Genomic DNA, 26,472 nt, shown 5'->3' with positions numbered 1-26,472 from the left:
ATTTGGTATCCAGGTAAGCATAAAAACTAATATTAAGGTCACAATAAGAACTGCACATATCCTTAGCTTGGGCCAAAGGAGGTTAGTACAGTGAATTTCTTGAGTCATGTGGGTCGTTTTATTGTAGCAGCGCTTGTTCTGATGGTTGTTGGTTGGATTGTTCCACAGTTCTCGGTTGGTGGCTTCTGGAGCGCTCTAATCCTTGCACTGGTGATTGCGTTACTCGGCTGGGTTGTCGAAGGAATCTTCGGCAAAAAAGCAACGCCCTTCGGGCGCGGTATCGTCGGTTTCATCGTTAGTGCATTAGTCATCTGGGTTGCTCAATTCGTAGTGAGTGGAGTCAGCGTTTCCATTCTAGGAGCTATCCTGGCGGCATTAGTCATCGGTATTGTCGATTTGTTCTTGCCGGTATCCACGCCGTTTGAGGCCGCAAAGTAACGAAAGCTATCCACAACACAGAACCCCTATTCCCGGTTCTTTTCCGGTAATAAGGGTTCTGTGTTGTTTTTATCCATAGGACACAATCTCCGCTTCATGACTTTCAGCACAATTGACCACTCTGTTCTTGCCTTGCTTTTTAGCGGTATAGAGCGCTTTGTCTGTTTTACGAAAAAGAAGCTCTTTCCCATCCCCAAGCTGATAATCACAAATTCCAATGCTGACAGTGATCGGCTTGTTGCCAGCCTGCAAATGCTCGATTTGAGCAATATTGATCCGTAATTTCTCTACAGCATCAAAAGACTCTGAAAAACTTTTGTCTGTAAAAATCACAGCGAACTCTTCACCGCCATATCTAGCCGCAAAATCATTCAACTCAATCATACCGCCCACCTTGTCCGCGATTACCTTAAGAACAAGGTCTCCAACCCTATGTCCATAAGTATCATTAACTTGCTTGAAGTTATCTATATCGAACAGAGCCAGCTGTAGTTGAAGGTTGTTGCTTTCACATTGCTCCAATAATGAATCCAAATATTCATGAAAGGTTTTATGATTATATAGTCCAGTGAGTGCATCTATCTTTAGCAGCTTATCCGAAATAGCCCTCTCCACCATCAGATCTTGGCCTTCCTTTGTTAATCTCTCCAGATTTACACGCGCTTCCCGTGCACGAATAATTACAGCAAGAGCCATCCCTACAAATACTATAAATACGCACTCTACCATTAAGAATTCAAGCAGCGGTTTATGTAGGAATGGCCGTTCCAACCCGAAATATACCCCCGCATAAAACACAATACTAAATAGTCCCATTAGATACAGGAGCTTACGATCAAAATAAATAAGAGCGACCATAATCGGCATCATAAGCGTCATCTGAGCACCATCGATAAAGGGCTCTAATACAAAATACATAAGGTAGGACACTAAAAACCCACAACTAACCACCCCATATTTAGGGGATTGTTTACTATAACGAAGCCACAGCTCCGCAGTAATCATTAGAGCCACAATTAGTAAATTACAGGCTATAAATAAGTGCCATAGATTCGTGTCCAAGGTTGTTTTTATTTGGAGTCTGTCAATATTCGACAAAAACAGCATCTGTGAGATTAATAAAAGAATAACTACCATCCAATAACCTTTTAAGATTCTACGGTGCCAAAACTCCGTATTTAGCGTATCGTTAATACTTAAAATATGTATCCCCTACTTTTATACGTTAATGTAATAGCTTTCATTATAATAAATTTTAGTTATATTTTCATCATTTATTTGCAATTTACGACAAAGTTTGAACAGTCTCCCTTGTTCACGGATTTTTCACATTTAATCAAAGCGCTTACTTAAATTTTAAGTTATGATGTCTACATAATTGTCACATTTTCACTATGCTTGGACTTCTTGGGAGGAGGTTTGGATCATTAAAAAATTTGCAATTCTACTTTCAATTTTGTTCGTTATAGCACTTACAGCCTGTGGAAACAGCAATGATAGTGCTGCTGGCAATGCTAACCCATCGGAGCCGGAGATCGAAGCAGAGACAGAACTTATAATTACCGCTACGAATTACAGCTTTGATCAGGAAGAATATCATCTAAAAAAGGGTGTGCCCGTCAAAATTATTTTTAAAAACGATAGCGGCAATCACGGCATCCTTGTTCCTGAATTCGAACTCCAGCTTGATGGCAAAAAGTCCTCGAAAGTAATTGTTCCAGAGGAAGCCGGCACATTCGAAATGACCTGTTCGATTATGTGTGGTTCCGGACATAGCGGCATGAATGCAAAAATTATTGTGGAATAGTTGAATCAATAAATAGCCGATCGTTAGGGAATTGCCCTGACGATCGGCTATTTATTGAATCTGTGGTCACAAACATAAACCCTTCGGCGCCCCTATAAAGAAGGTAATTGTTAAATCGAAAAATATAAGATATAAAATATGGTGTGAATCTTATACTGTCTAATATTTTAAACAAAGAGGGCTGACCTGAAATAGATCTCTCTACACATCAGGTACAGCCCTCTTTCTTGCATCCGACATTCAACTGTCCTGTTCGATTAGTTGAATCCATTCATTATATTCATTCTGAAGCTTGGCATATTCCTCTTGAAGATTACGATGCTCATCCGTCATCTTCTGTAGTTCATTCTGATGCATCTCAAACTGGACCTGTAGCAGACGAAGTTGTCCTTGGGCCAATTCATAGTTCTCGCCGACTTCACCAAGCTGCTGAAGCACCTCACTGCGTTCACGTTCAATAGATTCCTGCTTAGCCTCAGCCTCACCAGCCTCCTGCTGCCAAATATCTATCTCTTCGCGCAGCTTCGCTTCCAAATCACTCCACTGCTGCTGCCGCTCGAATAACTCCTCGTACTTATGCTTCCAGGAAGCACCGTATGCCTCCGCCTCCCTCAGAACATCCTTCTGCTCTGCAACAGTAGCAGCGGCTTCAAGGCTAGCCTCAGACAATTCTTCTAAGCGTCGAGCTGTCTCTTCGCCTTCTTCTTGCAGCAGTTGATATCTTTCCTGCAGACGTTCTCCATCTTGCAGAACTTCATCATATTGAGAGATCAGTTCCTCATAGCGTTCACGAAGTGCAGACAGTTCCTTCTGAACCTGTTCACCTTGTTCACGGAGTGCTGCAGTTTCGTGTTCTGTATCCGTACGAAGCTGAACTTCCCGATCTAACTGTTGTACTAATCCATCCGCTTGACCACGAAGGATGTCAATCTCTTTCTGAAGCGCCAATGATTTCTCTTCGTTCTCCAGTAGGTTCATTTCAAGCTCACTAATATCTTCCATCCGTTTATCCGAGAGCTCCTGCCAATTTGCTGCCTCTGCCATAGATCCAGCGAGTTCTTCCTGAACACGGTGCAGATTGTCACTCGTTTCCTGTAGTGACTTCCGCAGCTCTGAAGTTTCATTCTGAGACTGCTGATAACGCTGGTGCAATTCTTCCAGCTCTTCATTCAACAGTGTGCCTAGCTCAGTAGCAGTACGCAGCTCCTCACTGAGCTGTTCTTCACGTTTAACCACCGCTTCATATTGTCCGAGCAGCGTCTGACGAGCCTCTCGTTCACTCTTAAGACTGGCTTCAGCCGAACGGAGTCTAGACTGAAGTTGTCCTGTTCCACCACGAAGCTCAGCCAGCTGTTTCTCGAGCTCTTGAATGCTTTGCTTATGTCTATGTTCCTGAGTACCTTGTGACTGACGAAGTTCCTTATTCTTAGTAAGCTCCCGTTGTAAAGCTTCCCGTTCTTCAGCCAATTCCTTGCCTAGCTTCGTTGTCGTGCTCTCAAGCTCCTTACCCAGTGTCAACTTCGTCTCCTCGAGTTCCTTACCTAATGTTGATTTGGTTTCCTCAAGCTGTTTCTCTAATGTTGACCTGGTCTCGGTTAACTCAAGCTCCAGAGCAGACAAAGAGTCTGAATTCTCCTTATTCAGCGTCTCCCGGATATTCTCCAGCTCTTGCAAATGCGCTGCCTTCTGCTCTTCCAACTGCTGTAGACGGATGGCTTCTGCATTCGCTAGTTCCTCTCGATGATTCTCGCGCATAGCAGACTGTTCAGCCTCATAACTTGTCCGCATTGCCTGCAGCTCCAGCTCACGCGCAAGCAGCTCCTCTTCTAGCTTCTCTCGTGCGGCTTCAGCCGCTTGGGTTGCCTCCTGAAGCTGGTTAGCATGTACTTTACGCTCATTCTCCTGAATTTCCAGATGACGCTTGCGCTCTTCTTCAACCGCAGCAATCAGTCGTGTAGCTTCTTCCTTAGCCGCCGCTTCAAAGCGTTCATATTCTTCTTGTCGCTCCCGCTGAACCTCCAGCAGGCGAGATACTTCCAATCGCAGTTCACTGCGTTCACCTGTCATCATGTTGAGTTCATTTTTAAAATCCTGAACCTGAATAGCCTGCTCCGCCATATGTACTGCTGCAAGCACCGCTATGCGCGGCGTATCCAGTCTGTTGTGTGATTTAGAAATCGTGCGCATATGTTCGTCAACATAACGGGCAACTTGTTTCATATATTCAGTGCTGCTTCCGACGAGTTTATAGGAAGTTCCGTATATCTCCACGGCGACACGTGTCCGGTCCATAGCCACAGTTGTGCCCTCCTTTGTATGTGTGCGGATTCTAAGCTAGTCTTACTGTTTCTATTGTAGCTTTTTTCTTAAGCATTTGGCAAAATCCCTTGTAATCAATAGATTCTCGCTGACATCCTCCGCATTTCACTCTACCCAGAAAAAGCCGCAGCGAATCTCAGTTTCTAAATGGATTCGCTGCGGCTTTACACAATTCCTGCTATTTTCTTAATTCTGCACCAAAAGTTTGTTGAAGGACTGATAATAGCTTATCATGCACTTCTCCAACCTCTTCATCTGTCAATGTGTGTTCACCGTGACGATACAGAAGTGAGATCGCAATACTCTTCTTTCCACTCTCTAACTTGCCACCAGTGTACACGTCGAATACCTGTACGGATTGCAGCAAAGTCCCTCCGTTTGCACGGATGGAAGCTAGCAGATTGCCTGCTGGTACAGTTGAATCTACAACCACTGCAATATCCCGCTCCATACCTGGGAAACGTGGAAGCTCATTATATTGCAGACGGCTTTGCGTGTTATCATACAGCGGCTGCAATAGAATCTCAGCTACATAAGTATCCACTAGATCAAGCTCTCTTTGCAGTTCCGGATGAAGCTGGCCCATAGTTCCAATCTTCACACGACCCTCGTCTCCGACGAAATATACCGACGCGGAACGTCCAGGATGATACCCTTCTGGACTATCTCCCTCGTAGATAATTCTGTCTGTAAGACCCAAATAAGCAAATACTGATTCCAGCGCACCCTTCAAATCAAAGAAATCTGCAGGCTGTGCAGAAACGTTCCATTGCTTCACGGTTAGGCTGCCGCTAAGCAACAATCCCAGCACTGGCAGTTCACGCGGCTGACGAGTCAACTGTTCTTCATCTGTGAAGAAGACATTGCCGATTTCAAACAACGCTAGATCGCTTTGACGACGGTTGGTATTGTAGCTAGCAATATCCAATAGTTGTGGCAGAAGGCTAGTACGCAGTACACTGCGTTCTTCACTCATTGGCATCGCCAATTTAACCGCTTGTGAGCCTTCTGATAACTCAGGGAACATCTTGCTTTGTTCCGGCTGGATGAAGGAGTAGCCCATCACTTCCTGATAACCCCCATGGGACAACAGGCGACGTAGTTCACGGCGGAGTGATTGCTTATGCGTCAATGCGCCTGGCGTTGTAACACCTTCAATCAGAGTCGTTGGAATATTGTCGTACCCGTACAGACGAGCAATTTCTTCGATAAGGTCAACATCATAGCTGATATCGCCACGTCTAGTTGGCACCTGAACTTCGATCAGCCCTTGTGTGGTATCCCCGCATTTGAAATGTAGACGAGCAAACAATGTCTTCACTTCTAGCAAGGACAGATCTGTTCCGAGATAACGGTTCAGCTTCTCCAAGGACAAAGTAAGTACCTTCTCTTCTCCAGCAACTGTTCCTGCTTGCACAATTCCTTCATGCACAGATCCGCCAGCATAACGCGCAATAAGTACTGCTGCACGGTTCAATGCAGGGATCACTGCATTTGGATCCACTTCTTTCTCGAAACGAAGCGACGCTTCCGAGCGAAGTCCCAGTTGACGCGAGGTTTTACGAACGGTTCCTCCATCAAACTTAGCGGATTCCAAAACGAGATTTACCGTCTCAGCAGTAACTTCCGTATCCTGTCCTCCCATTACTCCAGCCAGAGCTACTGCTTTAGCTCCATCAGCGATAACGAGCATATGTGACTCAAGCTTCCGTTCTTGGCCATCAAGTGTAATCAGGACTTCACCTTCATGAGCAAGGCGAACGCCGAGTTCTCCGCCTTCTATTTTATCCGCATCAAAAGCATGAAGCGGCTGTCCGTACTCGAGCATCACGTAGTTAGTGATGTCTACGATGTTGTTAATTGGACGAATACCAGCCGCCATCAGACGATTCTGAATCCACAGCGGTGATGCTGCAGGTTTAACACCCGAGATATAACGAACAGCGTAATGACTGCAATGTTCTTCATTCTCAATCTTAACGGAAACAGATTGAGCAGCTGCTCCGCTGATCTCAATCATTTCGCTCGCAGGATCAGGTAATTTGATGTCACGTCCGAGAATCGCGCTCACTTCATAAGCAGCACCAATCATGCTTAGACAATCTGAACGGTTCGGAGTCAGATCGAATTCCAGAATTTCATCATCTAGACCCAGCAACTTTGAAATATCTTGACCGATCTCAGTACCTTCAGGAAGTACAAGAATTCCTTCTTGTTGCTCTTTAGGAAGCAATTTATCATTGAGTCCCAATTCTTTAGCCGAGCAGATCATCCCTTGCGATAATACCCCGCGCAGCTTCGCTTTTTTGATATCCAGCCCTGGCAGTTTAGCGCCAACAAGAGCTACAGGAACGGTTTGTCCCGCAGCCACATTTTTTGCACCACAGACGATTTGCAGATCTTCGCCTTGACCTGCATCCACGATACATACGTTCAGTTTATCCGCATCAGGATGTTTTTCTTTCGATTTTACATAGCCAGTTACGATGCCGGAAATCCCTTTATTGCGGCGCTCTACTCCGTCAATTTCAATGCCAGCAGCGGTAATCTTCTCCGCAAGCTTTTCGGCGGTTACTCCTTCAATCGATGTATAATCAGCCAACCATCCGGTTGATACTTTCATGTCCGCTCACTTCCTTTATGTTTCAGATGTATTTATCTACTTGCCGATCGATCTGCTTCCTGTGGGAGGCTAGATTAAGAGCTCTCAATTTCAACTGCAAAACACTATTAAGGACGGTCACTACAAGGAATCTTTGGACTTCCGGCCGCTGTTGTCCCCAGATTTCTTGATCTAAACCGCTCTTCGCGGTGGAAATCCGGGGACAAAGGCGGTCGCTATCGCTCCTACAGTTCCAAAATTCCTTTCCGGTCCTAGCTTAACAGGGTTTCTACAACATGAAATCAAATGCTCCAAAATCCATCCTCCTAACCCGTCAGCCAGCTCGCCCACCAAAAATCTAAACGCCCTTGAACTGCTTTACAAAACTCATATCGTTGTTATAGAAATGACGGATGTCATCGATGCCGTATTTAAGCATAGCGATCCGCTCAACACCCATACCAAATGCGAAGCCGCTATACTTAGCAGGATCATAGCCACCCATTTTCAGAACATTTGGATGCACCATACCCGCACCAAGGATTTCTAACCATCCGCTTTGCTTGCACAGTCTGCATCCATCGCCGCCACATTTGAAACAGCTTACGTCCACTTCAACGCTTGGCTCGGTGAATGGGAAGAAGCTCGGACGAAGGCGAATGTCTGTATTCGGGCCGAACATCTCTTGTACGAATTGCTGCAAGGTGCCTTTCAGATCACTCATCCGAATGTTGCTTCCGATAACCAAACCTTCAATTTGATGGAACTGGAAGGAATGCGTTGCATCGTCATCATCGCGGCGGAACACTTTACCCGGGCAAATGATTTTAACTGGAACTTCACCGTTCATAGCCTGCATAGTACGAATCTGTACCGGAGACGTTTGAGTACGCATAAGCAGGTCATCCGTCAAATAGAAGGAATCCTGCATATCGCGTGCCGGGTGATTTTTAGGCAGATTTAGGGCTTCAAAGTTATAATAATCGGTCTCCACTTCCGGACCTTCAGCCACACGGTAGCCCATACCAATGAAAATATCCTCAATTTCCTGAACCACTCTGCTAAGCGGGTGGATGCCCCCTTGCTGCATGCGGCGACCTGGTAGGGTTACGTCTACTTTTTCAGCCTGCAGACGTTGCTGAGTCTCTTGCTGTTGAAATGCCTCTTGTTTCGCTCCAATGATCTCTTCAATTGCACCGCGAACCTGATTCGCTACTTGCCCGATAACCGGACGCTCCTCAGCACTAAGTCCTCCCATACCACGTAGAACTTCTGTAAGCTCGCCTTTTTTACCGAGATACTTCACTCTTAGGTCATTCAAAACCTGTGGATCCATAACCTCCTGCAACTTAGCCAGCGCCTCAACCTTTAATGCTTCCAACTTCTCTTTCATGGCCGTGTACAGCCCCCTTCAATCATTGTCTAGTTCAACAAAAAAAGGCCTTTCCTCCCGGTAAGGGACGAAAAGACCGTGGTACCACCCTTGTTAGACAAGCTGATCTGTTCCCCTTAAGAGCTTCATTCCCTCTTTTGGCTGGACAGATACCTATCTCACTTTATACAGAAATAACGGTCTGTGACCGGTTTCCCCTACGCTTCCTTACAAGGCAATCTTAAGGAATTCAAGGAACTGCTCCGGAGTGAACTTCGACAGCTCTGTTTCCTAGAAACGCTCTCAATCACCGGCGTCTCCTCCCTGTAAGTCAGGCACTGTGTACTCTTCTCCATCACTGCATTTCACAATTCAATCTAATTGTCAGGTATCTCTTTTATGCAAGAGATATGTCTGTTTATTATATGCAAAATCTGTCGTTTTGACAAGTTCAAGCATAATTAGGGCAATTTTTATCTAGCTTTAAGGTTCAGAGCCGTTTTTGGGGACTTTTTTTCAGCTAACGTTCAGCGGAGCTTGATAATTTCCATTATAAAGAAGGCTTGGTTGTATTCAATCATAAATCACCTTCATAGTACAAGGAATTTCATACCGGGAGGGAATTACATGCATGCACGAAGAACCAAAGTAGCTGTGATCATACTTAGCGCAGCAGTTCTGAGTCAAGCTTCAGCGTATGGAGCATACGCGGCATCAACGACTACATCATCCACCAAAACAGCAACTACCACCACTGTATCCACTCTGGATAAACTCGGCTTGATAGCTTTAAAGAGTAACTTTAGTGTGAAGCTGAGCGATGTTGGCTTTTTGACTCAGGATGGCGGCAATATTCTTACATACACCCTCAGCTATAAACAATGGGAGCGGAAGCAGCATCAATCTTGTGGACTATTTCTCTAAGGTAACTACTGCCGGAGGAACGGTTATCCAAGGAAGCCCAGTAACCAGCAGCGCAACCAGCAAATCCATCCCCTCCAAAAGCAGTCAATCCGTAAGCTATTACGTAAACGTCGGTAAATCCACATCTTTAAATGGAGTTAAGATTTCAATATTCGCAACACAAAATCGACCTCTATACAGCTTCCTGCATTTACAAGTGTCATTACAGCTGGTGAGAGTGATATTAGCAGCACTTCCCAAGTCGTCACAGAAAGCACGCAAACCATACTCGGGCCAAATGAATCCGCAGACGTTTATGTCGTGGCTTAGGTTTGGAGGAGAGAATGCATCACCGGCCTTCTGATCTTTCAGGAGGACAGCAACAGCGTGTAGCGATTGCGCGGGCCATGGCTGGATCTCCCCCGATTCTACTTGCAGATGAACCTACCGGGGCGTTTGATACGCGAACTAGACAAGAGGTCATGCAGATAATACGAGAATTAAACGAGCAGGGTCATACAATCATCCTAATCACACATGATCTCAAAATTGCAAAGCAAGCGAAGCGGATCATTCGTATTCAGGATGGCAACCTCGTAGAAGATCGGAGGAATGCGAGGTGAAATTATTTCAAAGTATGAGGATAGCTCTAAAAAGTATTTACAGCAGTAAAGTAAGAGCTTTTTTAACGATCAAAGTCATTATTATGACTGGGCAGCTTTTTTAACATAACAGAACGCATACTTTCGGGGCTGAGCTGGGTATTATTTACGAAAGCGATGGGTAATAGGATTTATGGATTTGAATATAGATAAGGCAATAGGCCCATTCCATAATCATTTAAATTTTTTATTATTGATATTTATTTGAGGAAGCGATTGCTCTATAAGTAGGACGTCCTATATACTTGTTGTACTACAAACTGCGATCCATACACAATTTATCTTTCCCATGCCTCATTTTCCACTATGTTACAACACCTCTTTTTTCACATAGTCACTCTCAACAACTTTGCCTGAAAATAAAACACGCCTGCCACAGATGGAAGTTCCGCAGGTTATAGGTTAGCAGCAATAAGATCTGTTAAACATCTTATGCGGGGAGAAGATGACCGTGGCTGGATTTTTCAATATCAAAGTAACACGCAAACTAATCTTTATTTTCGCTGCGATCTCCATCCTACTGGTTGGGATTAGTGTAGCTTCTTTACTCTATCTAAATCATACTATTAACAGAATGTCAGATTCATTATATGAAGATGTATTTGAGAACTCTGAGCTCATACTGAGCGCTGATCGTGATTTGTATCAAGCCGCAATCGCTCTCCACTCCTCCATGAGCACGAACCTCACTGAAGCTGAACGTGATCAGTTCATTCAGGAATATAAGGACAATAATCAACAAGCACAAGAACGGGTAGGCCTAGCAAGTTCAGACATCAAATCTATCAACAAACCTTACAGTGATTTGAAGCAGGCAAATATACATACTGAATTAGAGAACGAGCTCCATGCCTTCGAAACATCCCTAATCCTTTGGAAGAGCACAGGAAGTACATTGATTGCTGAACGGATGCAGATCGGATGGGATCCTGCTTCATATCATCCTGTAAGTCTGAACATGGAGTTAAATGAAGTTAGAACTCATCTAGATCAATCAGAAGACCTGATAGACACCTACGCCTTACAGGTAACAGATGGGTTCCAAGACAAAAAAAGTGCGCTCTTTGCCCTATACTCATTGGTCTTCTTTATTCTACTTCTAGTTATTATTTATCTGGGTCGCAAAATTATTTGGCTCAAAAATGAAATGCTGGAGGAACAAACACTCTATCAGCTAATCGGTGAAACCATGTCTGACTTTATTATATTGACTGATCCTAACGGGTTGATACTGTATAGCTCCCCTTCACATTCAAGTATTCTCGGCTATGTTCCAAAAAAGGGTGACCCACTCTCCAACTACATTCGTGAACCGGAAATTGCTTGGGCTAAACTAAAGAGTGTCGTTCAGGGAACCCCTCGTATCTCAGAGCTACGAATGCGTGGAGCTGAAGGGCAATGGGTATGGCTGGAAACGAAGGTGTCGCCTGTTCGAGGTAGCAATAATTTCCCAGCACAATTTATGTTAGTGTCCCGTGAAATTACACAACGGAAGCAATACGAAGAACGATTACATAAGCTGGCCTTCTATGATCATTTAACCGCGATTCCCAACCGGGCTCATTTCAAAATGTACATGGAGAATCTTATCAGTCAACCCGAGGAACGGAGAAAGAATATTGCACTCGCCCTGCTGGATTGTGACAGATTCAAGCAGCTAAACGATACCTTAGGACATCTGGCTGGAGACGAATTTCTCCAGTTGCTCTCACGAGAGCTTTTGCAAACGGTTAAAGGTGTGGGCCAGGCATTTCGGATTGGCGGTGATGAATTCGCGGTGGTACTGCACCGATTCACCTCTCTAGAAATGTTAGATGAAACGCTACAGCGGTTGCTAAAGCTATTCAACAAATCTTGGTCTATTGACAATGGATCTAGCTTTCATACCTCCGCAAGTATTGGTGTAGCTCTATTTCCTGAGCATGGAAGCAGTATTAATGAACTTCTGCGTGCCGCAGATCTAGCGATGTACCTTTCCAAAGACCATGGAGGGAATGAAGCTAATCTCTACTACGAGCTTTTGGATTTAGGGTTAGCCAACCAGACCATTGGAAAACCATAAGAACAACAGAAGAGCTGTTTAGGGGTACAACTAACCCTGAAGCAGCTCTTTTATATTTTTTAACTGGTTAACTGTAGATGATCATCTGAGATCCCATCATTTTCCTGATCACGATCTATAACCATGACCTTGATAAGCATGTCATCTTTGGAACAATCAATGAAGCGATCGCCATCCCCATCTTTCTCTTCCCAGTCATTAAGTCGTAATATATACCCGATAGAATCGGTATCTGGCAACACCTCAATTCGTGCAACTGCACGCCCATCCTCCATATACCGAAAATCGCATTGTCCATCCTGAATTCCTGTATCCCAAACCCAAAGATTCCAGCCTTGATATCTACCATCTGGCCGTTCATAGTGTACTTCGATAATTTTGGACCGCGGTGCTGGCTTACCACATTCATCATAGAGCACCATCATCGACAAGCCTTCGATTTCTACCTCGCTACCTGCAACCTTTCGGAATGCCTCTGTCCCCGCTCGGGTATGATCCACTACCACGTTCCAACCGTTGGAAGCTTCAGGAAGAGATAGCTTTACTCGATCATTATTGGCATTAAAGATGACTGTTATATTGTTCCAGAGGTCGCCTCCTGCATGGTTTCTAAGCAGGTACGACACTATCCCCCCATCACAGCGCAGAAATTCCAGCGAACGCTCAATTTCATGCCGACCATGTAGACGAAATGCCGGATGTGTACGCCGTAGTTCAATCAAGCCTTTATAATATTGAAATACAAGCTTAAACTCACTCTTCATATTCCAGCGGATCGCGTTAATCGTATCACCGCTACGATAGCTGTTATGATCTCCAAATTTACTACGCAGGAGCTCATCACCGGCATGCAGGAATGGAATCCCTTGCGAGGTCAGAATAATTCCGTTTGCAAGTAAGGATCGGCGCACGGTCTCATTGTTGAGAATATTCTCCAGATCTACATTCACGTATGGATTAGCCCGTGAAACAGCATCCTGAAATCCCCCTTGAACGGTAAGCACCTTATCCCATAAATTCAAATTGTCATGGGCCGTTACATAGTTCACAGATTCCACAGGGGAGTCCGTAAATTCGTGAATGGCTCCCTTGATTCCGGCTGCAATATCCCCTTCTTTGCCGTATTCCCCTGTAATGAAGCCCCTTCCCCATCCATCACTATCACCTTTGATCGCCGAACGAAAATTATCGTTGAAGACAGCATATCCTTTTCCCCGCTGTACACCTTTTAGCGTCTTTGTTGCCAGTGGAGAATCTCCTCCTGTCCAAGGTTCGCCATATAACAGCAGATTAGGATTCACTTCAAGTCGAAGCTCTTCCGTTATTTCACGCATGGTCACACTATCCATCAGACCCATAAGATCAAATCTGAAGCCATCAATATGGTACTCCGTAGCCCAGTAGGACAACGAATCCTTAATATATTTGCGTACCATCGGACGCTCTGTAGCTAGCTCATTACCAACTCCCGAGCCATTAGATAAACGTCCCAAGTAGTCACGGCGATAGAAGTAGTCTGGTACAAGCGGCTCAAATGGGCCCTTCTCCACAGTGTACGTATGGTTGTAAACCACATCCATAATCACCGAAATCCCACGGCTATGCAAAGCCTGGACCATTTCTTTAAATTCCCGAATTCGTAGCCCTGGATCGGTAGGATCAGTGCTATATGATCCTTCCGGTACGTTATAATGCTGAGGATCATAGCCCCAATTGTAGTCGGTATGTTCAATGGACGAACCACGCTTCATTACACTTAACTCATCTACGGTCTGAAAATCAAACACGGGCATCAGATGTACATGGGTGATACCCAATTCAACCAGATGATCAATACCTATTGCATTTCCTTCCGAATCTCTTAAGCCAAATTCGGTAAATGCTTTGAATTTGCCCTTATAGTACATGCCAGAGCTCTCATGTGAGGAGAAGTCACGCACATGCAGCTCGTAAATAACCGCGTCTGCAGGATGCTGCAATGGAGGAGCAATGTCCTTCTCCCAATGCTCAGGATGGGTCCTACGCAAATCAACGATTGCTGTTCTTAAACCATTTGCCGATACGGCTGTTGCATAAGGATCTACTGCTTCCGTCACATTTCCATCAGCAAATACAGCACGGTACATATAATATTTCCCTTTTAAATCACCTGATAACTTAGTCTGCCAGACTCCGCCGTTCTGACGCTGCATATATATAATACGCCCACTATCTGTAGCGCTCGGATCAAATCCAATGTTAAGTTGATTTCCGTCTGTTTCGTATAAAACTAGAGATACAGCAAAAGCAGTAGGTGCCCAAACCTTAAATACACTGTACTCCACCGAGTACGTCAAGCCCAGGTCTTTACCTTCATATACCTCTAACATTAATTCTGTATTTATAACATTTTTACTCATGAGTTAACACCATCCTATGGCTCCCTGCCTAACTTATAGGGATGCTTATAAGTCCAAATATTTCCAATAAAGATCATATTAATACTTGCACAGCTCTGCAAGTCGATAAAGGAGTCTAAACTTTCTATGGATTCATACTATTATATGTAAGACATATTTACAGGTTTGGGTTCCTTACCGACTTTATACTCATCACTATTACTATCGGCATAGACATCTGTGCAATAAAGCAAATAAAAAGTGAATTTAGTTATTCTAAATGGAGTATAACGCTCGCGTAAGAACATAAGCCAACGTAAGAAATAAAATTATCGATATAACACAAAAAAACCGACCTCCAAACATCGGAAGTCGGTAATAGTAGTTGGAACGTTATAAAACGTTTAACGGAGTAATGCATATGGAAATAGTTAGTTAGTGATGCTTTGAACAAGTGCAGCTACTTCTTCAGCAGTGCCAAGTTGCAGTGCTTTTGCAGCCAGTTCCTTCATGTCGGCAGCCGACAATTTAGAAATTTGACTACGTGCTGGCAGAATTGACGTTGCACTCATACTGAATTCATCAAGGCCAAGACCTAGTAAGAGTGGAATCGCTGTTGCGTCCCCAGCCATCTCACCACACATTCCTGTCCATTTACCTTCTGCATGCGCGGCATCAATTACATTTTTGACCAGACGCAGGATGGCCGGATTATATGGCTGATACAGGTAAGACACCCGTTCATTCATACGGTCAGCAGCCATTGTATATTGAATAAGGTCATTCGTACCAATACTAAAGAAATCAACTTCCTTTGCAAACTGGTCAGCTAGTACAGCAGTAGAAGGAATCTCAACCATAATGCCGAGCTGAATGTTGTCAGATACTTCCTTGCCTTCTTCACGAAGCTTCGCTTTCTCTTCAAGTAGAAGATCACGGGCTGCACGGAATTCACCAAGTGTTGCGATCATAGGGAACATAATGCGAAGATCCCCATGAACACTTGCTCTCAGTAAAGCACGCAGTTGCGTACGGAAAATATCCTGACGATCCAGACAAAGACGAATTGCACGGAATCCTAAGAAAGGATTCATTTCCTTTGGAAGATCTAGATACGGAAGTTCTTTGTCGCCACCGATATCAAGTGTACGTACGACTACCGGTTTGCGTTTCATATTCTCAAGCACAGTACGATAGGCGTTATATTGAATTTCCTCAGAAGGCAACTTATCGCGGCCCATGTATAGAAACTCAGTACGATATAAGCCTACACCTTCGCCACCATTCTCAATTACACCATTGACATCGTTTGGTGTACCGATATTAGCCGCCAGCTCCACGTGCTTACCGTCTGCAGAAATTGTTGGTTTATCACGAAGTTTCTTCCACTCTGCAATTTGCAAGTCGTAAGCTTCCTGCTTGCGAACGTACTCTGCCACTTCTGCTTCACTAGGATTAATAAGAACGTCTCCGTTCAGACCATCGACAATCACCAGATCCCCAGAATTCACTTCTGTCATGACATTTTTAGTTCCAACAACTGCTGGAATTTCCAAGGAGCGTGCCATAATCGCTGAGTGGGACGTACGTCCACCAATGTTTGTTGTGAAGCCTTTAACATACTTGCGATTTAGCTGTGCTGTGTCAGAAGGTGTCAAATCCTCAGCGATAACAATAACCTCTTCATTGATTTCTGCAGGACTAACATAATGAATACCCAGCAAGTGGTTCAGCAGGCGTTTGGTCACATCACGCATGTCAGCTGCACGTTCTTGTAAGTAAGCACTCTTCATGTTTTCGAACATTTCAATGAATTGTGTAGCTACTTCGTTGAGTGCATAGTCCGCGTTAACCGATTCCTGACGAATTTTATCAATTACGGGATTAATCAGCTCAGGGTCCTCAAGAATCAGCAGATGGGATGCAAAAATCTCTGCTTTCTTCTCTCCTAGTTCTGCTAAAGTACGCTCTTTAATAGTTTGCAGTTCAGCACTTGATTTAGCAAGTGCGTCATTCAACTTGGCAACTTCTGCTTCAGGATCACTGATACTAGTCTTTGTAATTGTATAATCCGGATGTTTCAGGATAAAAGCACGGGCTACTGCAATCCCTGCTGAAGCCGCGATTCCTGAAATTTTACTCATGGATTTCCCCTAGCCCTTCTTTAATCATTACATCAGAAAGTGCGCTCAAAGCTTCAGCTTCTTCGCTACCTTCAGTAATCAGAGACAAAGTGTCTCCAGCTTCTAGACCCAATGACAATACGCCAAGGATAGATTTCAATGTAACTTTTTTGCCCTTTGCTTCTGCATAAGCTTCTGTACCTTTGAATTTCGTAGCTGTATTTACCAAGGCAGTTGCCGGACGTGCGTGAATTCCATCTTCATCGATAATTCTGAATGTTGTTTGCATAATATTATCCAACTCGCTTTCTTTTAATAGAATATTTTTTAATTTATAGTGAAGGCTCCGCTCCCTTTAATGTTTAAAGGAAGCGTCCGCCCTTGCACTTTTACTGAATGGTAATAATATCCTTATCGCCAATAGATACCTTACCTGGCTTCTTCAAGGTTACGGAAGAGCCTTCTGGCAAATTAGAGAAAATAACAGGAGACATTACAGATGGTGCATGTGCTTTTACATATTCTAAATCCACTTCCATGATTGGCTGTCCAGCAGCTACAAGGTCGCCCTCTTCAACTAGAACTGTAAAGCCTTGACCTTTAAGCTTAACTGTATTAACCCCTATATGAACGAGTACTTCCTTACCTCCATCGGACATAATGCCGATCGCATGCTTGCTCGGGAACACATTAAACACTTTACCGTAGACCGGTGAAGCAATCTTTCCATCATCGGATAGGAAAGCAAAACCATCACCCGTCATTTTTTGGGAGAATACTGCATCAGGAACCTCAGTGATATCCACTAGTTCACCATTTACCGGAGAGACGATATCTTCTGTGATAATCGCTTCACCGGCTTCACCTGCCTGCTGTTCTTCTTCAGGTTGTGGTGTAGCCGCTACCGGCGTTAGTGCGGGTGTCTTCCCGTTAATTACATCTTGAATCTGAGATTTTATGGTATCGGAACGTGTGCCAAAGATCGCTTGAACGTTATTACCCACCTCAAGCACACCTGATGCACCTAACTTCTTCAGACGAGTCTTATCCACACCTGATTTATCTTTAACCTCCACACGAAGGCGGGTAATACAAGCATCCAGATGAGCGATGTTCTCTTTACCACCCAACGCAGACAAGATGTTTCGTGGTAAATCATCACCCGTTTTAGAGACGGCTTCTGTGTTAGTATCTTCAACTTCACCCGTATCCTCTTCACGACCCGGAGTCATCAGATTGAACTTCCGAATAACAAAGCGGAATCCGAAGTAGTAAATTACGGCAAGGGCAAGACCTACTGGAATTACGAGCCACCAAGCCGTACGGTTCGGGATAATACCAAAAAGCACGTAATCAATAAAACCTCCAGAGAAGGTCATACCAATCTTGACATTAAGGATATGCATGGTCATAAAGGACAAACCAGCAAAAACAGCATGTACTGCGAACAGCAATGGAGCTACGAACAAGAATGAGAATTCAAGCGGCTCAGTAATCCCTGTCAGGAATGAAGTCAGTGCTGCGGAAAGCATCAAACCTCCGACAAGTTTTTTATTCTGAGGTTTAGCTTCATGATAAATGGCCAAAGCAGCTGCTGGAAGACCAAACATCATGAAAGGATACTTACCTGTTGTAAATGTTCCTGCTGTGAATTCTACACCATCACGAAGCTGCTGCATAAAGATCCGTTGGTCACCACGAACCAATTCTCCAGCTTTATCTACGTAGGTACCAAATTCATACCAGAACGGAGAATAGAAGATGTGATGCAGACCAAAAGGAATGAGCGAGCGTTCGATTGTTCCGAAGATAAACGCTGCGAGCGTTTTATTCGTATCAATCATACTTTGTGATACATAGTTCAGACCGTGTTGAATTGGCGGCCAAACTAAGGTCAATGCCAGACCAAGAAGCAAAGACGTTACCGCAGTCATGATCGGAACGAAACGTTTACCTGCGAAGAACCCCAGGTAAGATGGAAGTTCGATTTTGAAGAATCGTTTGTACATGGACGATGCCAATATACCAACGAGTATACCTCCAAATACCCCCGTTTGCAGTGTTGGAATTCCTAAGACACTAGCATAGGAAAAGTCGCCTTGGCTCAGGACATAATCATTGACGCCAATTACAGTCCCCATCGTAACATTCATTACGAGGAAACCAATAATAGCGGCTAGACCAGCAACACCCTCACCACCGGATAAACCGATGGCAACACCCACGGCAAATAGTAAGGATAGATTATCAAATACAATTTGCCCTGAGTTCATCAATACGTTCGCAATTGCCTGAACTACATCGTTCTCCAGTGCCGGAACGTATTGTAGAAAATCGGGGTTTACCAGCATGTTTCCTATTCCAAGGAGCAGACCGGCTGCTGGAAGTATGGCTACTGGGAGCATTAGCGCTTTACCGACTCTTTGTAAAACGCCGAACAGCTTTTTGAACATTATGGTCACTTCCTTTCATTATTCACATTTTCAGTAAAACAGATGCCAAAAAAGGCATGAGCAACACAGCATAAAGGTTGTTATCTAACGCTAAGGTTAGATTACCCCAAGATGGGGACTAGCAACCAAAATACTGTAAATCACTCATGCCTGATCGAATCAGTTACACGCTTGGTATTCTGTTTTAATTAGGACACCGATATTGTAGCACCGTTTTTTTGTAGTGACAAGCTTTTTTTAAAAATATAAGAAAGTATTAGTTTCACTTTATACATTATCCTTATATTTCTCGATTCGTCTCCATATCCAATTCATCCTCTTTCTTCTGGGCAAGACGTTGCAAATGAACTGTCAAATAACTGACTTCTGCTGGATACACAGGAATTCGCACTCGGTTCTCAATAACCTTAGTTAATTGCCAAGCCAAGGTATACATTTCGGGATACTCTCGTTTCATAAGACCATCCAGCGTAGAAGTCTCCCGTACTGATTCCCCACGGCGCAGTCTTTCTAGGACAAATCGTAGATGAGTCACCAATCGCGAATAATCAAGTGAATCACGTGGAATTCGATATTCGAGATTATTCTCTACGATTCCGATCAAATCCCCAATCAATAGAGAATGCTGTCTGACCTCGGAGATTTGTCTATTACTCAGCGCGCTAACGATATGAAGTGCAACAAAACCCACCTCATCTACAGGCAATTCCACTCCCATGCCTTCATTAATCCGCTCAATCGCATACTCTGCCATTTTATACTCTTCAGGATAAATTTCCTTAGTCTCATACAAAAACGGATTGTGAATTGGGATATCTTGTTCATAACGTCGTATAGCAAATGAGATATGATCAGTGAGTGCAATATGAACATGCTCATTAAGTGGTTGACTACTGCTATGCATAATATATAACAAAATTTCATGTACAATCTCTATCAACTTCTCATCCACTTGGGGAAGAAGCTGTTTATATTGTTCCTGTTCTTCCTGGCTGCGGAGAATAAACATCTTCTCCACAGAAGATAGATTAATCCGATCATGCAATTTTCGATTAAACCCTATCCCTTTGCCAATCACTACAACCTCGGAATATTGGGGATGGTCCGCAATGATAACGTTGTTATTTAACACCTTTGCTACAGTTATGCTACTCATTTTTGCCACCTCTTTTATCTCTAAACACCTGACTTCCAAGCAGCAAAAGCAACATGAAACGGTACGATTAAAAACCTCTCGTTACCATCATATCATCAACATTCCGATATTAGAAGAACACTCTGCGTTCTATTTTACCCGGAAGGTTCGGCTGGAGAACTTGTATACCAACGTCACGGCAATAACCATATAAGCAATCGTTCCCGCAAGAACAACTAGCGTAAATAGTGACGATGCTTTTGGGAATCCGATACAAGCCACGCTTAGTCCCATTACAATGCTGTTGACGATAAAAAAGAACGGATTTTTCATATTTAGCTCCGTACTGTACGGTTGAAAAATATAATACATGAACAAATGGTGCACCGAAAAGAACAAGGAAAGACAAAGAATAGTTACCCAAAAGATCACCGCATCCATCAAACCCCAATCTGCACCAGAAAGAAGAAACAGCAGAGTACATGCTAAACATATGGCGAAAGCAGGAATAAGATTAAGGCCACTCAATTTAATAAGACGAATCTTAAAATTGTCCAGAATCGCAGCTTGTTCACGATAGAATCCATAGCGCAATAAGCTTAGATCGCAATTGTAAAACATCGCTTTGCATACTCGCTCACCTATCGAAGTATAGTTCATAATAAATACAAAAAAGGGAAGTCCACCAAGCAGATATGTTATAAACTTGGACGAAGTTTCTGGCGAAATAAGCATCATTAGGACAGCCACTATAAAGAGCACACCAATGATCGTTAAACGTCTCTGGATGGGTTGAATCAGCAAGCGTTTATGCCTGGAGAAAAAAATAGCATTCAGGTAAGCATAACCCGTCTTTCCTTGAAAAGCTTTCCCCTTAAGTTCTTCCGACGAAAAGTCCTTCTCCTTGGTCTGAACATCTGCCACCCTCGCTTCTTTCATCATCCGGTTCATGTCCAAGAGTGGATCATCTATCTTGGTAACGACATCTACAGCACTGCGATAGTTAGGATATTTCCCAATATACACAGCTGCAATTCCTCCAAGTACAACAATCACAAGACTCACTGGGACACTAAATCCTGTCGCATCATTTACAAAAGCATATCCTAGATAAAGGGGCACATAGGCAAGTAGACCACCTAGTCCAATCACCGACCATACCCAGCTCATCTTTTTAACTAACACAATTCCTTTTTTGTCAAAAAACCAAAGATTCAGCGCCTCGGTGACTATTCTCCAGGTCGTTAACAGTAGTGTGAGCCATACGCCATGCCAAAGTGGAGCTCCAAAAATTCCCGCAAACACGGTTAATGCTGGTACATAATATATAAAGAACGTTAGCCCTTTAAGTAAAAGCGTAGCATGCATATACTGTTTAGCCGGAATTCTCATCAGCTTCACACATATATATTTATCCCGTTTGGGCTCTAATATAAATACATTCGAAACTGCAGCCACTATAAAGCTCAGAATTATAAAGATATGTAAGAACAATGCATACTGCTCGGCGAGCGTTAATTCTTTGTGTATAAGAACAATTGGAAAATAGATCACAATTCCCAAATAGGCAAACTTATTTAAAAATCCCCACAGTACCTTCAGTACAACTACAATTCCAGCGAAGACCTGTTTTAGTGCAATGTTAGAGTAGATATCCCCTTTTAAAAGTTTGCCAAGAACAGGCAGCTTTTTGAAATAGTAAATCAACCGATTGGCTCCGGACGAGCCTCTGATCCTCTGGATGCTGCGAAGTGTACTAATCATTGTTACCATCCTGAAGTAAAGCTATAATCTGCTCCTCAAACTCCGGGCTTTGTAGGGTCTCACGTGGAATTTCTTGAAGGGTTCCATGATTTAGAATAACCAACTCATCGCATAAATCGGCGGCCAATTGTAAAATATGTGTAGAAAAAATAATGATGTGATCCTCCTTCATCTCACGCAGTAGCTTCTTGATCTCAAGCGCCACAACAACATCAAAAGAGGTTAAAGGCTCATCCAGTAAAATCAATGGTGGGCGAGTAATGATAAAGCAAAGCATTTGAATTTTATTCTTCATCCCGTGGGAATAACCCTTAATCAGTCGGTGTCGATCTTCTTCCTCAAACTTAATAATGGAAAAATAATCTTCAATGCTTTTATACGGATCGATCTTCTCACGGTTAATGTCCATATAAAACTTTACGAACTCATAACCTGTCAGAAACTCAGGTAAAATGGGTAGGGAAAATACATATCCGATGTCCTCATCACGAAGCGGACGGGCACTATCCTTCTCACCAATAAAAGCAGCTCCGCTATCCATTTGGATCTCACCACTCAAACAATTGAAAAGTGTGGTTTTACCTGCTCCATTCCGTCCGAGTAGCCCGTAGATCTTCCCTCTTTCAAAGGTGAAATCCGCATCTTTAATCACCTGTTTACCATCGAAGCTTTTATGGATATGATCTAAAATTAGTTGCACGCTCGCGCACCTCTCCTATTCTATAGCAAAGACCCAAAACATAGAGTAAGCCCGGTAGCAATCACCGAGCTTACCTTAAGTTAAATCATTCTATAATAGTTATTGCTTTAACTAGTCTTCAGGTTGCTCAGCCACAGAAGTTGAAGCTTTGCTCGCTCCCCCCGATGCTGCTGGAGGTTGTATGGAGGTCACGGGTGTGACTGGAACAGCCTTGCTTCCAGTTGACCCTGAGGATCTAGTCGTCAGCCCTTTGATCAGGGCCTCTACGTCAATCCCAGAGACGCTCTTCAGCATCTCAGGAGCCGTAGACATCAACTGAGTTACATAGTTGCTGACACGTGCCGCACCTTCACCATTACCGGTATCTACAACGGTAAGCTTATCAATGGATGCCAGCGGCTTCGCGATTTGGCCAGCCAATTCAGGCAGCATTTTGACGATAATATCGAGCACCGCTGCTTCGCCGAATTTCTGGAAGGCTTCCGCCAGCTTCTCTTTGGCTTCTGCTTCCGCTAGACCCCGCAACCGGATAACTTCGGCATCCGCTGTACCTTTAGCCAGCTCTGCATCCGCCATCGCTTGACCTTCAAGGCGCTTCTGCTCCGCCGTAGCTTTTGCCTGCGTCTCGATACTGTATTGCAAGGCATCCGCCTCGCGCATTCTCTTCGCCTTATCAGCTTCCGCCGCTTGTTCTACTGCGTAACGATCTGCTTCCGCTTTTTTCTTCACTTCTGCGTCGTACTGCTTCTCGCGAACTTGAATTTCTTTCGCTTGCAGATCGATTTCACGTTCCTTGCGTACCAGCTCAACCTTCATCTGCTCTTCAACCACGGTCTGCTTCGCACGTGCCTCTTGAATATGGTAAGCCTGATCGGCTTCCGCCTTCGCTGTATCCTGATCCCGTTTAAACGCTGCCACCTTAAGCTGGTTATCCTTAGAGGCTTCGGCGATATTTGTATCCCTCAGCAGCTCTGCTTTTTGTCCCTGCTCTTCAGCGTTCGCCTTTTGAATTCTCGCATCCCGTAAAGCTTCCGCTTCAGCGATCTCTGCATCCCGCTTCACCGCAGCAATCCGCGGCTTACCTAATGCTTCCAGGTATCCATGTTTGTCTCGTACATCCTTGATGGTGAAGGATACAATCTGCAGACCCATTTTCTTAAGATCACGTGCCGCCACACCTTGAACCTCTTGCGCAAAACGGTCACGGTTACGGTATACTTCCTCCACAGTCATGGAACCGAGTATTGCACGTAAGTGCCCCTCAAGGACCTCTTGGGCTTCACTCTTCAGCGCCTCAATAGGTTTCCCCATGAACTGCTCAGCGGCTGTTGCCACGTCTTCAGTGGAACTGCCCACCTTAATAATCGCAACCCCGTCAGCAATTACCGGTACACCTTGCTCGGTGTATACTTCTGGAGTCGTCACATCGAGTTTATGAGAAAGGAGTGACATAAATTCAGCCTTCTGAAATACTGGGAGGATAAACGCTCCGCCCCCACGCACAATTTTTATTTTACGTCCAGATCCATCGTCGGAAATATGATTGTTCCCTAAAAAAGAACCGGTTACGATCATCCCTTCATCCGGTCCTACTGTTTTGTAACGTGCCCAGAATGCGATTCCAAGCACAAACAGAACAGCGACGACAACAGCAGGAATTAACAAATAATCAGGAATACCGAACATTAAAGATCCTCCCCTTTTCTCTCTTCAAATTCTGATACCTCTGCAACGCCATCTCTAACTTCCACTACAACAACCTTAACGCCTGCCGGGAGAAGCTCATGATCAAAGCTTGCTGCCGTATGCAAACTATTGCCAGCACCAAACTTCACCATAATTTCACCATATCCTTTAGCAGGAACTGGAACTGTGACTTCCCCAATTTTGCCGGGCAGTTCACTCATTGAGAAACCATTCGACATTTCGCTTTTGTCCATGGGCTTAACCACCCCTAGATACATAAGTACTCCCAAAAAAGCGGCGGCTAACAAAGACAAAGCAATGATCGCCCCAGCTTCCAGAGCGCTGTACCGGGTTAGAAGAATGCCCGCTCCGCCGAACACGGTTATTCCTCCTGCCAGTACGGTGGGATTCAGAAAATCTACGGATACGAAATCAAAGACTCCATGCAAAGCATCTCCGATCACATCACCCACCAGGACGCTGACTATGGCAAATATGACGCCTAGCGCCAAGCAGCCTAAATACAGCGTTTGCATATTTACTTCCTCCTGTCTTCATTCAGGACTGTCATATTACTTTAAACGAATAAAGTAGGCCATTGGTTTCACAAACTTTGGATATTCACCCACAAAAGTTCCATTCTGAGGATAAACGTACGAAAAATACAGTCAGCAGCAGCGGAGTTCGGGAACGATGTCGAGGAGTAAGCCACAGTGGAGCATAAACGCAAAGAAGCGACTCATCCATTACAGGAGAATCGCTTCTTTGGCTTTCAATTACGTCTTCTAGAATAAAGACAGATAGTCTCTTTCGTAGAAGAATTTACTTACAAAGCCATTTTATAAATTTCAACAACATCCTCACGGTCAAGCTTGCGGAAATTACCAAACGGTCCGAAACGAACCGCCTTATCAGCCATACTGCCGATCTCACTGTCATCAATATCATAATCAGCGAGTGTCTTTGGTGCGCCAATGGAATCCCAGAAGCTACGCAGCGCTGCAATTCCTTCCAGCCCTATTTCCTTATCGTTCTTGCCCGCAGGATCAACTCCAAACACGTTTACAGCAAGCTTGCGGAAACGGGCAGGATCAGTATCGATATTATATTTCATCCATTGCGGGAACAGAATGGCCAGTCCTCCACCGTGTGGAATGTCGTATACAGCTGATACTGCGTGCTCGATGTTGTGGGTCGCCCAATCTCCTGCAAAACCCATGCTAACCATACCGTTAAGCGCCATTGTACCGCAGTACATGATCGTCTCACGCAATTCGTAATTATTCAAATCTTCAATAAGCTTTGGTGCGGTTTCGATCACAGTACGTAGCAAAGTCTCACAGAAGCCGTCTTGTACCGGTGTGTTGGTGTCGTTATGGAAATAGTGCTCCAGAACATGAGACATGATATCCACCATGCCGTAGACCGTCTGATCACGTGGCAGAGTGAAGGTGTTCTCTGGGTCAAGAATCGAGAATGCCGGGAATGCATGAATACTACCCCAGCCCATTTTTTCCTTGGTCACTTCGTTGGTGATTACAGAGCCGCTATTCATTTCTGATCCTGTAGCTGCCATCGTCAGCACTGTACCGAGTGGGAGAGCATCTTGAGCAGCTGCCTTACGTTCAACAAAGTCCCACATGTCACCTTCATATTTCGCCCCAACAGCAACTGCTTTAGCGCAGTCCAACACGCTACCGCCGCCTACAGCGAGGATGAGGTCGATATTATGCTCGTGACACAGCTCTACACCTTTATGTACGGTGGAAAGGCGTGGATTCGGCTCTACACCTGAGAGTTCAGTAACCACAGCATCTATTGCGCTCAGCTCAGCCATTACCTTATCGTACAGACCGCTACGCTTGATACTACCGCCACCGTACATCAACAGTACATTCTTGCCGTACTTAGGAACCTCAGTCCTCAACGCTTCCAGCGTACCCTGTCCAAAGATCAACTTGGTAGGATTATAAAAATCAAAATTGCGCATATGTGTAAACCTCCATTAGTTTATTTCAGAATGTTTTGCTCACTCGTATTATAAACCTCTGAATAGCCGCATTCAAAT

General features: G+C 44.2%; 19 protein-coding genes, 1 pseudogene and 1 other annotated feature. Of the genes and pseudogenes, 6 read left to right on the top strand and 14 right to left on the bottom strand.

From position 1 onward, the window contains the following. Positions 1-90: 90 nt before the first annotated feature. The gene (locus tag L1028_RS00200) at positions 91-438 is read left to right on the top strand and encodes a phage holin family protein (RefSeq protein ID WP_234529804.1); all 348 of its coding nucleotides are present in this window, start codon (positions 91-93) and stop codon (positions 436-438) included. A 69-nt stretch (positions 439-507) separates the two neighbouring features. Here L1028_RS00200 and L1028_RS00195 read toward each other — a convergent pair whose 3' ends face one another. Continuing rightward, positions 508-1,443 carry a GGDEF domain-containing protein gene (locus L1028_RS00195; RefSeq protein ID WP_234530289.1) on the bottom strand — a complete coding sequence of 312 codons (936 nt, stop codon included), beginning with the start codon at positions 1,441-1,443 and terminating at the stop codon, positions 508-510. A 373-nt stretch (positions 1,444-1,816) separates the two neighbouring features. Between L1028_RS00195 and L1028_RS00190 the strand changes: the two genes are divergently transcribed. Beyond that, positions 1,817-2,245, top strand: a complete 429-nt coding sequence (locus tag L1028_RS00190) for a cupredoxin domain-containing protein (protein WP_234529801.1) — start codon at positions 1,817-1,819, stop codon at positions 2,243-2,245. Positions 2,246-2,485: 240 nt separating this feature from the next. On the opposite strand, the gene L1028_RS00185 is transcribed toward L1028_RS00190, so the two are convergent. The 3 genes from L1028_RS00185 to pheS form a co-directional block, all read right to left on the bottom strand. Next, a complete protein-coding gene (locus tag L1028_RS00185; RefSeq protein ID WP_480246729.1) occupies positions 2,486-4,537 on the bottom strand; it encodes a hypothetical protein in 2,052 nt (683 codons plus the stop codon). A gap of 205 nt (positions 4,538-4,742) precedes the next feature. After that, the gene (pheT, locus tag L1028_RS00180) at positions 4,743-7,187 is read right to left on the bottom strand and encodes a phenylalanine--tRNA ligase subunit beta (protein WP_234529797.1); all 2,445 of its coding nucleotides are present in this window, start codon (positions 7,185-7,187) and stop codon (positions 4,743-4,745) included. A 337-nt stretch (positions 7,188-7,524) separates the two neighbouring features. Next, entirely contained in the window at positions 7,525-8,559 is a 1,035-nt protein-coding gene (gene pheS, locus L1028_RS00175; protein ID WP_234529795.1) for a phenylalanine--tRNA ligase subunit alpha, read from the bottom strand. Between the two features lie 60 nt (positions 8,560-8,619). Further along, positions 8,620-8,906 (bottom strand) — a binding site (T-box leader). A 259-nt stretch (positions 8,907-9,165) separates the two neighbouring features. Between pheS and L1028_RS00170 the strand changes: the two genes are divergently transcribed. The 4 genes and pseudogenes from L1028_RS00170 to L1028_RS00155 all read left to right on the top strand — a co-directional run bounded on the left by L1028_RS00170 (position 9,166) and on the right by L1028_RS00155 (position 12,165). Continuing rightward, positions 9,166-9,462, top strand: coding sequence for a hypothetical protein (locus L1028_RS00170; RefSeq protein ID WP_234529794.1), 297 nt, complete (start codon positions 9,166-9,168; stop codon positions 9,460-9,462). Beyond that, positions 9,446-9,805, top strand: a complete 360-nt coding sequence (locus tag L1028_RS00165) for a hypothetical protein (protein WP_234529792.1) — start codon at positions 9,446-9,448, stop codon at positions 9,803-9,805. Before L1028_RS00170 ends, L1028_RS00165 begins: the two co-directional genes overlap by 17 nt. Beyond that, positions 9,768-10,064 (top strand): annotated as a pseudogene (locus L1028_RS00160) (ATP-binding cassette domain-containing protein); the annotation flags it as partial. The gene L1028_RS00165 and the pseudogene L1028_RS00160, both read left to right, overlap by 38 nt. Positions 10,065-10,554: 490 nt before the next feature. After that, positions 10,555-12,165 carry a diguanylate cyclase domain-containing protein gene (locus L1028_RS00155; RefSeq protein WP_234529790.1) on the top strand — a complete coding sequence of 537 codons (1,611 nt, stop codon included), beginning with the start codon at positions 10,555-10,557 and terminating at the stop codon, positions 12,163-12,165. A 59-nt stretch (positions 12,166-12,224) separates the two neighbouring features. On the opposite strand, the gene pulA is transcribed toward L1028_RS00155, so the two are convergent. The 10 genes from pulA to L1028_RS00105 all read right to left on the bottom strand — a co-directional run bounded on the left by pulA (position 12,225) and on the right by L1028_RS00105 (position 26,394). After that, the gene (gene pulA, locus L1028_RS00150; RefSeq protein WP_234529788.1) at positions 12,225-14,564 is read right to left on the bottom strand and encodes a type I pullulanase; all 2,340 of its coding nucleotides are present in this window, start codon (positions 14,562-14,564) and stop codon (positions 12,225-12,227) included. Between the two features lie 410 nt (positions 14,565-14,974). After that, entirely contained in the window at positions 14,975-16,687 is a 1,713-nt protein-coding gene (ptsP, locus tag L1028_RS00145) for a phosphoenolpyruvate--protein phosphotransferase (protein ID WP_234529786.1), read from the bottom strand. Next, positions 16,680-16,955 carry an HPr family phosphocarrier protein gene (locus tag L1028_RS00140; RefSeq protein ID WP_042131974.1) on the bottom strand — a complete coding sequence of 92 codons (276 nt, stop codon included), beginning with the start codon at positions 16,953-16,955 and terminating at the stop codon, positions 16,680-16,682. The genes ptsP and L1028_RS00140 overlap by 8 nt, the downstream gene beginning before the upstream one ends. 100 nt (positions 16,956-17,055) lie before the next feature. Continuing rightward, a complete protein-coding gene (gene ptsG / locus L1028_RS00135) occupies positions 17,056-19,119 on the bottom strand; it encodes a glucose-specific PTS transporter subunit IIBC (RefSeq protein WP_234529783.1) in 2,064 nt (687 codons plus the stop codon). A 280-nt stretch (positions 19,120-19,399) separates the two neighbouring features. Next, the gene (gene glcT, locus L1028_RS00130; RefSeq protein ID WP_234529781.1) at positions 19,400-20,275 is read right to left on the bottom strand and encodes a glucose PTS transporter transcription antiterminator GlcT; all 876 of its coding nucleotides are present in this window, start codon (positions 20,273-20,275) and stop codon (positions 19,400-19,402) included. Between the two features lie 129 nt (positions 20,276-20,404). Beyond that, on the bottom strand, positions 20,405-22,018 hold the full coding sequence (locus L1028_RS00125) for a hypothetical protein (protein ID WP_234529779.1): 1,614 nt from the start codon (positions 22,016-22,018) through the stop codon (positions 20,405-20,407). Then, positions 22,011-22,718 carry an ABC transporter ATP-binding protein gene (locus L1028_RS00120; RefSeq protein ID WP_234529777.1) on the bottom strand — a complete coding sequence of 236 codons (708 nt, stop codon included), beginning with the start codon at positions 22,716-22,718 and terminating at the stop codon, positions 22,011-22,013. The genes L1028_RS00125 and L1028_RS00120 overlap by 8 nt, the downstream gene beginning before the upstream one ends. A 111-nt stretch (positions 22,719-22,829) precedes the next feature. Further along, positions 22,830-24,404 (bottom strand): flotillin family protein, encoded by a 1,575-nt coding sequence (locus L1028_RS00115; RefSeq protein ID WP_423802992.1) that lies wholly within the window; start codon positions 24,402-24,404, stop codon positions 22,830-22,832. Then, complete coding sequence (locus tag L1028_RS00110; RefSeq protein WP_234529775.1) at positions 24,404-24,940, bottom strand: NfeD family membrane protein; 537 nt, start codon at positions 24,938-24,940, stop codon at positions 24,404-24,406. Before L1028_RS00110 ends, L1028_RS00115 begins: the two co-directional genes overlap by 1 nt. A 290-nt stretch (positions 24,941-25,230) precedes the next feature. After that, positions 25,231-26,394 (bottom strand): iron-containing alcohol dehydrogenase, encoded by a 1,164-nt coding sequence (locus L1028_RS00105; RefSeq protein ID WP_234529773.1) that lies wholly within the window; start codon positions 26,392-26,394, stop codon positions 25,231-25,233. Positions 26,395-26,472: the final 78 nt, after the last annotated feature.

The sequence above is a fragment of the Paenibacillus pseudetheri genome (assembly GCF_924513355.1).
Classification (GTDB): domain Bacteria; phylum Bacillota; class Bacilli; order Paenibacillales; family Paenibacillaceae; genus Paenibacillus_AQ; species Paenibacillus_AQ pseudetheri.
This window is presented reverse-complemented; position numbering and strand designations above follow the sequence as displayed.

Bases quoted from the DNA above. Each gene is read 5' to 3' on its own strand.
- L1028_RS00195 (WP_234530289.1), bottom strand. From the start codon at position 1,443: ATGATTACTGCGGAGCTGTGGCTTCGTTATAGTAAACAATCCCCTAAA.
- L1028_RS00185 (WP_480246729.1), bottom strand. From the start codon at position 4,537: ATGGACCGGACACGTGTCGCCGTGGAGATATACGGAACTTCCTATAAA.
- pheT (WP_234529797.1), bottom strand. From the start codon at position 7,187: ATGAAAGTATCAACCGGATGGTTGGCTGATTATACATCGATTGAAGGA.
- pheS (WP_234529795.1), bottom strand. From the start codon at position 8,559: ATGAAAGAGAAGTTGGAAGCATTAAAGGTTGAGGCGCTGGCTAAGTTG.
- L1028_RS00170 (WP_234529794.1), top strand. From the start codon at position 9,166: ATGCATGCACGAAGAACCAAAGTAGCTGTGATCATACTTAGCGCAGCA.
- pulA (WP_234529788.1), bottom strand. From the start codon at position 14,564: ATGAGTAAAAATGTTATAAATACAGAATTAATGTTAGAGGTATATGAA.
- ptsP (WP_234529786.1), bottom strand. From the start codon at position 16,687: ATGAGTAAAATTTCAGGAATCGCGGCTTCAGCAGGGATTGCAGTAGCC.
- L1028_RS00140 (WP_042131974.1), bottom strand. From the start codon at position 16,955: ATGCAAACAACATTCAGAATTATCGATGAAGATGGAATTCACGCACGT.
- ptsG (WP_234529783.1), bottom strand. From the start codon at position 19,119: ATGTTCAAAAAGCTGTTCGGCGTTTTACAAAGAGTCGGTAAAGCGCTA.
- glcT (WP_234529781.1), bottom strand. From the start codon at position 20,275: ATGAGTAGCATAACTGTAGCAAAGGTGTTAAATAACAACGTTATCATT.
- L1028_RS00125 (WP_234529779.1), bottom strand. From the start codon at position 22,018: ATGATTAGTACACTTCGCAGCATCCAGAGGATCAGAGGCTCGTCCGGA.
- L1028_RS00115 (WP_423802992.1), bottom strand. From the start codon at position 24,404: ATGTTCGGTATTCCTGATTATTTGTTAATTCCTGCTGTTGTCGTCGCT.
- L1028_RS00110 (WP_234529775.1), bottom strand. From the start codon at position 24,940: ATGCAAACGCTGTATTTAGGCTGCTTGGCGCTAGGCGTCATATTTGCC.
- L1028_RS00105 (WP_234529773.1), bottom strand. From the start codon at position 26,394: ATGCGCAATTTTGATTTTTATAATCCTACCAAGTTGATCTTTGGACAG.